11 protein-coding genes are annotated in these 9,232 nt (G+C 65.1%); 1 reads left to right on the top strand and 10 read right to left on the bottom strand.

The genetic code is table 11. The annotated features are described in order from the left end of the window. Window positions 1–84 precede the first annotated feature (84 nt). The 10 genes from rnc to KJQ12_RS02085 form a co-directional block, all read right to left on the bottom strand. Window positions 85–786: a ribonuclease III gene (gene rnc / locus KJQ12_RS02040; RefSeq protein ID WP_015255001.1), complete on the bottom strand. Its 702-nt coding sequence runs from the start codon at window positions 784–786 to the stop codon at window positions 85–87. Beyond that, window positions 776–2,014 carry a beta-ketoacyl-ACP synthase II gene (gene fabF, locus KJQ12_RS02045; RefSeq protein ID WP_015255002.1) on the bottom strand — a complete coding sequence of 413 codons (1,239 nt, stop codon included), beginning with the start codon at window positions 2,012–2,014 and terminating at the stop codon, window positions 776–778. Before fabF ends, rnc begins: the two co-directional genes overlap by 11 nt. A 162-nt stretch (window positions 2,015–2,176) precedes the next feature. Beyond that, entirely contained in the window at window positions 2,177–2,410 is a 234-nt protein-coding gene (gene acpP, locus KJQ12_RS02050; protein ID WP_015255003.1) for an acyl carrier protein, read from the bottom strand. A 66-nt stretch (window positions 2,411–2,476) separates the two neighbouring features. Continuing rightward, window positions 2,477–3,229: a 3-oxoacyl-[acyl-carrier-protein] reductase gene (fabG, locus tag KJQ12_RS02055; protein ID WP_213483273.1), complete on the bottom strand. Its 753-nt coding sequence runs from the start codon at window positions 3,227–3,229 to the stop codon at window positions 2,477–2,479. Window positions 3,230–3,269: 40 nt separating this feature from the next. Next, window positions 3,270–4,205, bottom strand: coding sequence for an ACP S-malonyltransferase (fabD, locus tag KJQ12_RS02060; RefSeq protein WP_213483274.1), 936 nt, complete (start codon window positions 4,203–4,205; stop codon window positions 3,270–3,272). Window positions 4,206–4,223: 18 nt separating this feature from the next. After that, entirely contained in the window at window positions 4,224–5,204 is a 981-nt protein-coding gene (locus KJQ12_RS02065; RefSeq protein ID WP_015255006.1) for a beta-ketoacyl-ACP synthase III, read from the bottom strand. Then, complete coding sequence (gene plsX / locus KJQ12_RS02070; RefSeq protein WP_041854368.1) at window positions 5,201–6,208, bottom strand: phosphate acyltransferase PlsX; 1,008 nt, start codon at window positions 6,206–6,208, stop codon at window positions 5,201–5,203. Before plsX ends, KJQ12_RS02065 begins: the two co-directional genes overlap by 4 nt. Further along, the gene (gene fapR, locus KJQ12_RS02075; RefSeq protein WP_015255008.1) at window positions 6,192–6,791 is read right to left on the bottom strand and encodes a transcription factor FapR; all 600 of its coding nucleotides are present in this window, start codon (window positions 6,789–6,791) and stop codon (window positions 6,192–6,194) included. The genes plsX and fapR overlap by 17 nt, the downstream gene beginning before the upstream one ends. A gap of 203 nt (window positions 6,792–6,994) precedes the next feature. Continuing rightward, complete coding sequence (gene rpmF / locus KJQ12_RS02080) at window positions 6,995–7,168, bottom strand: 50S ribosomal protein L32 (RefSeq protein ID WP_015255009.1); 174 nt, start codon at window positions 7,166–7,168, stop codon at window positions 6,995–6,997. A 67-nt stretch (window positions 7,169–7,235) separates the two neighbouring features. After that, complete coding sequence (locus tag KJQ12_RS02085) at window positions 7,236–7,745, bottom strand: YceD family protein (protein ID WP_213483275.1); 510 nt, start codon at window positions 7,743–7,745, stop codon at window positions 7,236–7,238. Between the two features lie 121 nt (window positions 7,746–7,866). Between KJQ12_RS02085 and KJQ12_RS02090 the strand changes: the two genes are divergently transcribed. After that, window positions 7,867–9,135, top strand: coding sequence for a nucleotidyltransferase (locus KJQ12_RS02090; protein ID WP_213483276.1), 1,269 nt, complete (start codon window positions 7,867–7,869; stop codon window positions 9,133–9,135). The last annotated feature ends 97 nt before the right edge of the window (window positions 9,136–9,232 follow it).

Consider the following 9,232-nt stretch of genomic DNA (forward strand, 5'->3'; position numbering starts at 1 on the left):
TGAACCGGCGAACGGCTTCGAACGAATCGTTCGAAGCCGTTCGCCGGCATGCCGGGGGTACCGCCGCTGGTCAGACGGACCGCCTCAAGTCTCGCCGCTTCCGATCAGGCGGCACGCTTCGGCCGCCGCCTGCTGCTCCGCTTCCTTCTTCGTGCGTCCGACGCCGGTTCCGTACCGGACGCCGCCGACCAGTACACCGACGACGAATTCCCGGTCGTGCGCCGGTCCGCGTTCCTCGTCAATGACGTATTCGACCGGTCCGAGCGCCCGATGCTGCGCGCGCTCCTGCAGCCTGGACTTGTAGTCCTTCACCGGCAGATAGTCGCCGCCGTCGATCAGCGGGAAGATGTGCCGCTTCAAAAACTCGCGCACCGCTTCCAACCCGGAATCGAGATACAGCGCGCCGATGAACGACTCGAACAGATCCGCCAGCAGCGCCGGCCGCGTGCGTCCGCCGAGCTGCTCTTCGCCGCGGCCAAGCAGCACGTACCGCCCCAGATCCAGCGTCTCCGCGAACTTCGCGAACGAAGGCTCGCAGACGATCGACGCGCGCATCCGCGTCAGTTCCCCTTCCGGACGCCGCGGATGCATCAGATACAGATGTTCGGACACGAGAAGCTGCATGACGGCGTCGCCCAGAAACTCGAGCCGCTCGTTGTCCTGTGCGTTCCCGCTTTTATGTTCGTTCACATAGGACGTATGGGTGAACGCCTGCTTGAGCAGTCCGGTTCGCTTGAACCGGATGCCGAGCTGTTGCTGCAGCTGATCGAATCGGTCAGGCTTCATATTTCCTCATCACGATCGTCGCGTTGTGGCCGCCGAAGCCGAACGAGTTCGAAAGCGCCGTCTTGACGTCCGACTTGCGCGCGGCATTCGGCACGTAGTCCAGATCGCATTCGGGATCCCGGTTCTCCAGATTGATCGTCGGCGCGATCACGCCGTTCTTCAGCGTCAGCGCCAGAATGACCGACTCGATGCCGCCGGCCGCGCCGAGCAGATGGCCGGTCATCGATTTCGTCGAGCTGACGGCCAGCTTGTACGCGTGATCGCCGAACGCCTTCTTGATCGCAAGCGTCTCCGAACGGTCGCCGACCGGCGTCGACGTGCCGTGGGCGTTGATGTAGTCGATCGCCTCCGGCTCGATGCCGGCGTCCTTCAGCGCGCGCTGCATGCACCGCGCTGCGCCGTCCGGATCCGGATCGGTGATATGATACGCATCGCCGCTCATGCCGTAACCGATCACTTCCGCATAGATGCGGGCGCCGCGCTTTACGGCATGCTCAAGCGATTCGAGCACGAGCACGCCGGAGCCTTCGCCCATCACGAAGCCGTCGCGTTCCGCGTCGAACGGGCGGCTCGCCTTCTCCGGCTCGTCGTTGCGGGTCGACATGGCGCGCATGGAGCAGAAGCCGGCCAGCCCCGTCGGGCGGATCGTCGCCTCCGCGCCGCCGCAGATCATCGCGTCCGCGTCGCCGCGCTGGATCAGCTTGAAGGAATCGCCGATCGAGTGCGTGCCCGTCGCGCATGCGGTGACCGCCGTGGTGTTCGGGCCCTTCGCTCCGATGCTCATCGAGATCTGGCCGGAGGCCATGTTCGCGATCATCATCGGAATGAAGAACGGGCTGACGCGCTTCGGCCCTTTCTCAAGCAGAATGCTGTGCTGTTCTTCCCAGGTGCCGAGCCCGCCGATGCCGCTGCCGACAATGACGCCGACCCGTTCGGGATCGACGTTGACGCCGAGCTCCAGACCCGCGTCCTGCACCGCCATCTTGCCCGCCGCAACGGCGAATTGCACGAACCGGTCCATGCGGCGCGCTTCTTTCCTGTCGATATAGTCTTCCGGGTTGAAATCCTTGATCTCCGCAGCGATCTGCGTCGGATATTCCGACACGTCGAACGATTCAATCCGCGATACGCCGGACTTGCCGGCGACAAGATTGTTCCAGAACGTCTCCAGGTCGCTGCCGAGCGAGGTTACGATTCCCATGCCGGTAACGACAACTCTGTGCTTCAAATGTTTCACCTCTGTCAACGGCATCTATCCAAAAGGCGGCGCGTTGGCCGCGGGTGCGCTGAGCCGCGCCGACCGTGTGCATACTGCAAGCGCATACCGCAATGCGCGGACGGACTGTCGGAAATGGAGCGAAGTCCCGTCTTGTCAACGGGACTTGCGGAACTAAGAATGCGATTGTATGTAATGGACGACTTCACCCACCGTGGTGATTTTCTCCGCGTCTTCGTCCGATATTTCCATATCGAACTCGTCTTCCAGTTCCATGACAAGCTCTACGACATCCAGGGAATCCGCGCCGAGGTCTTCCTTGAAGCTCGCTTCGAGCGTCACTTCCGCCTCGTCCACGCCCAGCCGATCCACGACAATACGCTTCACGCGTTCAAAAACGTCGGACATCCGGCTCACCTCCTCTTCTCGGTATTATAAAAGATTGTCCGGGAAATTGCCATAGCCTGTCCGGACTCAGCCCATGTACATGCCGCCGTCGACATGAATCGTCTGGCCGGTCATGTACGATGCGGCGTCGGACGCCAGGAACCGGACGACGGATGCCACCTCCGCCGCCTGCCCGAAGCGCGCGAGCGGAATCTGGCCGAACATCTGGGTTTTGATGTCCTCCGGCAGCTTGTCCGTCATGTCCGTCTCGATGAAGCCGGGCGCGACGCAGTTGACGGTGATGCCGCGGGCAGCGAGCTCGCGCGCGGCCGACTTCGTCAGGCCGATCACGCCGGCTTTCGCGGCGGCGTAATTGGCCTGGCCGGCGTTGCCGATCGCGCCGACGACGGACGAAATGTTGATGATCCGCCCCGAGCGCTGCTTCATCATCGGCCGGGTCACCGCCTTGATGCCGTTGAACACGCCTTTCAGATTCGTCTCGATGACCTGATCGAAATCTTCTTCCTTCATGCGCATCATTAAATTGTCCCGCGTGATGCCGGCGTTATTCACCAGAATGTCGAGCGAACCAAAGTGTTCCAGCACCTCGCCGACCATCTGCTCGAACGCGTCGAGCTTGCCGACATCCGCCTGCACGAGCAAGGCTTTGCGGCCGAGCGCTTCCACGGCGGCCGCCGTCTCGGACGCGGCTTGCGCGCTGCCGGCATAGTTGATCGCCACGTCGGCGCCGGCTTCCGCGAGCGCGATCGCGATCGCGCGGCCGATGCCGCGGGATGCGCCCGTCACGAGCGCCTTCTTCCCTTCCAGAGACGCGAACATATGCGGACCCTCCTCTCGGATTTCGGGCGCCTTCGTCAGCTCAGGGCGCCAGTTCGGCCAGCGCGGCGTCCAGCGCGGCCAGGCTGTTCACGGTATGAACGGTTACCGACTTGTCCGTCTTCCGGATAAGCCCGGTCAGCACCGATCCCGAGCCGATCTCGACGAACGTGTCGACGCCGAGGCCGACCAGGCGGGTGACGGTGTCCTCCCACAGGACGGGCGCGGTGACCTGCCGCTTCAGGAGGCCGCGGATTTCTTCGGCCGACGTCACCGGCTCCGCCGTCACGTTGGCGATGACCGGCACTTTGGCGTCCCGCATCGTCAGCTCCGCCAGCACCTGCTCCAGCCGGTCCGCCGCCGGCTGCATGAGCGGCGAATGGAACGGGCCGCTCACTTCCAGCGGGATGACCCGCTTCGCGCCCGCTTCCTTCCCGCGTTCGACGACCGCCCGCACGCCTTCAGCCGTTCCGGACACAACGATCTGCCCGGGGCAGTTCACGTTGGCCAGCACGACGAGCCCCGTCTCGGCGCTGACCGCTTCGCACAGCGCCTGAAGGGCGCCGCGTTCGGCGCCGAGCACAGCCGCCATCGCGCCCTGCCCGCCCGGCACGGCCGCTTCCATGAATTCGCCGCGCAGCCGCACCGCGCGCACCGCGTCCTCGAAGGACAGGACGCCGGCCGCGACGAGCGCGCTGTACTCGCCCAGGCTGTGGCCGGCAACATAGTCCGGCCTGACGCGGCCTGCGATCAGCTCAAGCAGCGCCGCGCTCACCGTAAGGAGCGCCGGCTGCGTGTTCTCCGTCTGCCTGAGCTTGTCCTCGGGACCTTCGAAAATGATCCGGCTGAGCGCAAATCCGAGCGCCGCGTCCGCGCGCTCGAAGACCGCGCGCGCCGCCGGGGACGCGTCGTACGCGTCCTTCCCCATGCCGACCGCCTGCGCGCCCTGGCCGGGGAACACGAATGCGATTTTGCCCATCTCGGTAACCCCCGCTTCCTACCAGATGAGGACGGAAGCGCCCCAGGTCAGCCCGCCGCCGAAACCGACAAGCACGAGGCAGTCCCCTTCGCTTACCCGTCCCTGCTCGACCGCTTCCGCCAGCGCGATCGGAATCGAAGCCGCGGAGGCGTTGCCGTAGCGGTCGAGGTTGATCATGCATTTCTCCTCCGGCAGCTCCAGCCGGCTGAGCGCCGCCTGGATGATGCGGATGTTCGCCTGGTGCGGCACGAGCAGATCGACGTCCTTCTTGTCGATGCCCGCTTTCCGGAGCGCTTCTTCAGCAGCGCTGCCCATGATGCGCACCGCGAACTTGAACACCTCGTTGCCGGCCATGTAGATGTAATGCGCCTTGCTGCTCACCGTCTCGGCCGATGCCGGCATGCGCGAGCCTCCGCCGGCGAGCTTGAGCAGCGGTCCGCCGGAGCCGTCCGCGCCCAGCTCGAACGAACGGAATCCGCGGCCTTCCGGCACTTCGCCGAGCACGACCGCCCCCGCGCCGTCGCCGAACAGGATGCAGGTGTTCCGATCCGTGTAATCCGTAATGCGCGACAGACATTCCGCGCCGACGACGAGCGCGTTCCGGTACATGCCGCTCTTCAGCATGCCCGTCGCCGTCGCCAGGCTGTAGATGAAGCCGGAGCAGGCCGCCGACAGGTCGAACGCCGCGGCCTTGCGCGCCCCGAGCCGGTCCTGCAGGATGCAGGCCGTCGACGGGAAGAACATGTCCGGCGTAATCGTCGCGACAATGATCAGATCCAGGTCTTCCGGCGCCAGCTTCGCCGCTTCCAGCGCCCGGACCGCCGCCTCATAGGCGAGATCGGACGTCGCTTGGGTTTCAGCGGCGATATGCCGCTCGCGGATGCCGGTCCGCGTCACGATCCATTCGTCGTTCGTCTCGACCATTTGCTCGAGATCGCTGTTCGTCAAGATCCGGTCGGGCACATACTTGCCCGTGCCGAGTATGCCTACTGCCTTCATCCGCCAGATCCTTCCTTCCCGCTGATATGGTCCGCGATCGCGCGGATCAGCCCGTGCCGGACCGCGTCGCGCGCCTGGCGGATGCCGTTGCGGAACGCCCGCGCGTCTGACGAGCCGTGGCATTTGACGACGACGCCGCTGAGTCCCAGCAGCGGCGCGCCGCCGTACTCCTTGTAGTCCATCTTGCGCCGGAGACCGCGCAGCCCCGGCATCATGACGGCCGCGGCCAGCTTGGTCAGGACGTTCTTCGTGAACGCCTGCTTCACCTCGCCCATGATGAGCGCGGCCGCGCCTTCGAAAGCTTTCAACATGACGTTGCCGGAAAATCCGTCGCATACGAGCACATCGCACGCCCGCTGCAGGACATCCCGCGCTTCGACGTTGCCGGTGAAACGGATGCCGGCCTCGCCGCTCAGCAGGGCGAACGCTTCTTTCGCCAGCTCGCTGCCCTTGCCTTCCTCCGTGCCGATATTGAGCAGGCCGACGCGCGGCCGCTCCATGCCGTGCACAAGCTGCCGGTACAGGCTGCCCATCACCGCATACATGTGGAGATGTTCGGGGCGCGCGTCCGCATTGGCGCCGAGATCAAGGGCGAGCACGCCGACATCGTCCGCCGACGGGATCGTCTGCGCGAGCGCCGGCCGGTCGACGCCGGGAATCCGTCCGACGACGAGCAGTCCGGCCGTCATGAGCGCGCCGGTGTTGCCGGCGGACAGCATCGCGTCGGCTTCGCCTTCCTTCACCATGCGGGCCGCGACGACCATGGATGCGTCTTTCTTGCGCCGCACCGCGCGCACCGGCTCCTCGTCCGCTCCGATCGTCTCGGACGCGTGGCGCAGCTCCACGTTCGGCGGCGCCTGGCCGTTCAGCAGCGGCTTCACCCGCCCTTCGTCGCCGACGAGCACGAACGACGTGTCCGGCCATTCGGCCGCCGCCTCCAGCGCGCCCTTCACCGCCTCCTCCGGCGCAAGATCTCCTCCCATGGCATCAATCGCGATCCGCAAGCCGATCCCCTCCTCCATCCTGCAGCGCTCCGGCAGATCGAACGATCAGAAAATCGCCTCTGAAAACCGTCTCTTCCCCGACATAGGTGAACACTTCCACTCTCGCCTTCCGTTTGCCCGAGGAACGCACATATGCTTTCGCGATGCATTTTTCCCCCAGCTTCACCTGGCGGATAAACCGGATGTCGGCCGTCGCCGTCAAGGCCACTTCGTCGTTGATGACAGCCACGGCCAGCGAGTTCGCCTGCGCGAACAGATGATGGCCGCGCGCGATGCCGGTGCGGGAGAAGACGTGTTCTTCCCGGATTTCGAAGATCGAGATGCCGCTCTTGTCGAGCTGGAGATCGACGATTTCGCCGATCACTTCGTGCAGCGGCAGCGAACGGACGGCGTCGAACGACCGCTCGGCCATCAGCTTCATCCGCTCGCGCAGCTCGGGGATGCCGAGTTCCAGCCGGTCGAGGCGGATCGTCTGGATGCTGACCTTCAGCAGCCGCGTCAGCTCGCGGTCCGTGATGAACGGATTGTCCTCGATGAGACGGGCCAGCCGCTGGTGCCGCTCCTTCTTGGGCAGACGTTCCACAGGGAAGCACCGCCTTTTTGGTCTGCGTTTGTTGCGGAATGGGCGCAGCCCATCCGACTGAGGGCCCCTCTTAAAACCAGGTACTAAATCAGTATAATGAAAAGCCGCGCCGGAAGCAATCCGGAAAAACCGCTTCCGCAAGACGGCGCGGATGTCAAAAAAACAGCACCTCACCGGCTGATGAAGTGCTTGCTTTTCGTTCATTATTGCTTGATGATCTCTTTCGTCTTGTAATAACCGCACACTTTGCAAACGTGATGCGCGAGCTTCAGCTCTCCGCATTGATCGCATTTGACCATGCCCGGGACCGCCAGCTTGAAATGCGTGCGGCGCTTGTCACGGCGAGCTTTGGACGTTTTCCTGAATGGTACTGCCATCTGTCCCACCTCCTTCGAATGACGCGCCAATCGGGATGATCCGCCTGCGGCGTGCCGGACTTCCCCGTCAGCGCGGGAACAGGTCTTTCAGCGCGGCCAGCCGCGGATCAATCGGCGTGCGGTCGCAACCGCACTCCCCTTCGTTCAAATCCTTGCCGCATTCGGGACAGAGGCCTTTGCAGTCTTCCGCGCAGAGCGGAACGAGCGGCAGCTCGAGCTGCACGGCTTCCTCCACATACGGCGTCAAATCGACATCATTGTCCTTGACCGCAATGAACCGGTCCGCTTCCTCTTCGGTCTGCGGTCCCGCGCTCACCTTGAAGTGCTCCTGAAACGGAACGGCAATGCTGACCCGAACCGGCTTCAGACAGCGCGAGCAGGGCATCGTCACGTCGATCGCCAGCTCGCCTTCGACGACGGCCATGCCGTCTTCGACGCCTCGCGCCTCAAGATCGACATGGAGCGGACCGGCGGAGAGCACGTCCCGTCTTCCCGCGAACAGGGCCGACGCGTCCAGCGTCTCACGGATTGTCCGCGAAGCGCCGCTTGTGATCAGCTCATGCACATGAATTCTCACAGGATCACTCCAAACAAACAAAAGTAATTATAGCGATCCGCTTCGCGTTTTGTCAACATTTTCACCGCGTGATATTGTTATAGCAGATCAAGTCTTGTTATGCGTCGCGAGGAGGAAAACGATGCGGACCGTCGGCGTCATTGTCGAATACAATCCGTTCCACAACGGCCACCGGCACCATCTGGAAGAATCAGTGCGCGTGACGGGCGCGGACGCGGTCGTCGCGGTGATGAGCGGCCATTTCCTGCAGCGGGGCGAGCCCGCGCTGATGGACAAATGGGCCCGCGCCGAAACGGCGCTGCGCGGCGGATGCGATCTCGTCATCGAGCTGCCCGTTCCTTATGCGACGAGCGCGGCCGAATGGTTCGCATACGGCGCCGTCGGCCTGCTCGACGCGACGGGCGTCGTCGACTGCTTCTGCTTCGGCAGCGAGAGCGGCGACATCGACGCCTTGCGGCGCATCGCGGAGCTCGCCGCGGACGAGCCCGCGGATCTGCGCGGCCGGATCGCCGAAGGGCTCTCCGCAGGCCTCAGCTTCCCGGACGCGTACAGCGCCGCGCTGCGCTTCTGTCTCGCGGCCCGCGGCGACAGCGAGGCTGCCGCGTTCCCGCTGGAGCAGCCGAACAACACGCTCGGCCTCCATTACCTGATCGCATGGAAGCGCCTGGGCAGCCGGATGGAGCCGCATACGATCCGACGCGTGCAAGCCGGCTACCACGACGCCGATGCGCCGGCCGGCTCCATCGCGAGCGCGACGGCGCTGCGCCGGCTCATCTTCGGGCGCGGACGGCCGGAGGCGATCGCTTCTTACGTGCCGCCGGTCACGCTGGACGTGCTCCGGCGCGAATGGGAAGCCGGCCGGGCGCCGGTCGGCTGGCCGGCGCTCAAGGAGCAGCTGTTCCACCTGCTGGTGCGCCTGGGCGCGGAGGAGCTGGCCGGTTATCGCGACATCGGCGAAGGGCTCGAGCACCGGATCCGGCGCGCGCTGCCGGCGTTGGAACGGCTCGAAGTCGACGAGCTGATCGGCCTGCTCAAGACGAAGCGCTACACCCGGACCCGGCTGCAGCGCGCGCTCACCGCCGTCCTGCTCGGCATCCGCAAGGACGACTGGCGCCCGGCCGCGCTGCGGGAAGGGCTCGCCTACATCCGCGTGCTCGGCTTCACGCCGAAAGGGCAGGAGCTGCTCAAGCGGATGCGGAAAGCCGCGAAGCTGCCCGTCCTGCTGAGCGCGGCGGGCGGCGAAGGCGCTGGGCTGGGCTGCGCGGGGGCGCGCTATCTGGAGCTGGACGCAAGAGCGACGGGCGTCTACGCCCTCGCCGCCGGCGCCGCCGATCCGCGGGCGCTGCTGCGCGATTACTATGAGCCGCCGATCATCGTGCGGCCTTCCTGATCGCCATAGTTGCGGAGCAGGCGGACCGCCTCTTCCAGCGTATTGACGCCGGCGACGGCCATGCCGCCGCCCGCGGCTTCCGCTGCCGCGGCGGCTG

The sequence above is a fragment of the Thermobacillus xylanilyticus genome (genome assembly GCF_907165215.1).
In the GTDB taxonomy this organism is placed as follows: Bacteria; Bacillota; Bacilli; order Paenibacillales; family Paenibacillaceae; genus Thermobacillus; species Thermobacillus xylanilyticus.

What these genes read in the sequence shown, in the direction of transcription:
- fabD (WP_213483274.1), bottom strand. Translation starts at nt 4,205, where the DNA reads ATGGGCAAAATCGCATTCGTGTTCCCCGGCCAGGGCGCGCAGGCGGTC.
- rnc (WP_015255001.1), bottom strand. Translation starts at nt 786, where the DNA reads ATGAAGCCTGACCGATTCGATCAGCTGCAGCAACAGCTCGGCATCCGG.
- rpmF (WP_015255009.1), bottom strand. Translation starts at nt 7,168, where the DNA reads ATGGCAGTACCATTCAGGAAAACGTCCAAAGCTCGCCGTGACAAGCGC.
- KJQ12_RS02090 (WP_213483276.1), top strand. Translation starts at nt 7,867, where the DNA reads ATGCGGACCGTCGGCGTCATTGTCGAATACAATCCGTTCCACAACGGC.
- fabG (WP_213483273.1), bottom strand. Translation starts at nt 3,229, where the DNA reads ATGTTCGCGTCTCTGGAAGGGAAGAAGGCGCTCGTGACGGGCGCATCC.
- acpP (WP_015255003.1), bottom strand. Translation starts at nt 2,410, where the DNA reads ATGTCCGACGTTTTTGAACGCGTGAAGCGTATTGTCGTGGATCGGCTG.
- KJQ12_RS02065 (WP_015255006.1), bottom strand. Translation starts at nt 5,204, where the DNA reads ATGAAGGCAGTAGGCATACTCGGCACGGGCAAGTATGTGCCCGACCGG.